2 protein-coding genes are annotated in these 1,019 nt (G+C 67.4%); both read right to left on the minus strand.

Features of this window, described 5'->3' with window-relative positions:
* Positions 1-452, minus strand: a 452-nt coding sequence (locus KY572_RS46895) for a GNAT family N-acetyltransferase (RefSeq protein ID WP_224250325.1), incomplete at its 3' end; no start/stop codon positions are given.
* A gap of 246 nt (positions 453-698) precedes the next feature.
* Positions 699-1,019, minus strand: a 321-nt coding sequence (locus KY572_RS46900) for a LysR substrate-binding domain-containing protein (RefSeq protein WP_263452569.1), incomplete at its 5' end; no start/stop codon positions are given.

A 1,019-nucleotide genomic window follows, 5' to 3' on the forward strand; every position in this document is an offset into this window, starting at 1 on the left:
TACTTCGGACCCAGCGTCATGAGTACCTCAGCAACTCCGTCCGCGTGCGGCTGGTTCTCCTGGGCCACCGTGCGGAAGCCACACTTCTCGAGGACGCGGATCGACCCGACGTTGTGGACAGCGACCCACGCATGGAGCGGACGAATCGGCTCGAGCACGAGGAACTCCGAGAGCGCCCGTGTCGCGGTGCCCTTGCCCCAGTGCTCGCGACCCATCCAATAGGCGACGAGGCGCTTGCCGTCCTGCTCCCAACTGCCGATGTACCCAGCAGCCAGGCCACCAACGACGATGGTGCGGGTCACGTGCTCGGGGCGGAGAACCTTCGTGCGCCAGTGGGTCAGGAAGGCATCGCGTTCCCGCGACGGGAATGCGGCCATGCGCAGCGCGACTGCGTCCCGTTGGTGCTCGAAGAAGATCGGGAGGTCTTCTTCTGTAACGTTGCGCAGGATCACCAAGAGAACCTGGTCTCCGCCAGCCGAGTGACGAGCCGACTCTAGCCCGCGTCCCACGCCGGGGGCTATGCTGCCGTTCCAGGCGCCAAACGGCTCGATCGAGTTCCCCGGGCCTGGGCCTGGGCCTGGGTGAGGGAGGTACCATCCCGCCTGCGCGCCAGGGCCGGAGCAGAGAGCTGCACATCGAGCTCTCCCGCGGCCAGCATCACTCGCCTGCGCGGGTTCCTGGAGCGGATGTACCGCTTGTCAGTCCATGAGGTCCATGAACGCCGGCAGTTCCTCAGCCAGCGCATCCACGGCAATGCGCAGCTTGCGCGGCAGGTGCGGCGTCTGCAGCCACATGGCGTAGGCCTCGTAGAGAAAGTCCGGCTGATCCGGGAAGAGTTGCACCAGCGCGCCCGCCTGGATGCGCCCGCGCACGAGCCAGTACGGCAGCCACGCCAACCCCATTCCCATGACCGCAACGTCGGCGATGGCATCGAGGTCGTCGAGCCGCAGGCGATTGGCCAGCGTGAACTCGGCCGGCGGCTGGCCGTCGCGCGGGAACAGCCAAGGCCGGATGCGGCC

Source organism: Hyalangium gracile (genome assembly GCF_020103725.1).
GTDB lineage: Bacteria > Myxococcota > Myxococcia > Myxococcales > Myxococcaceae > Hyalangium > Hyalangium gracile.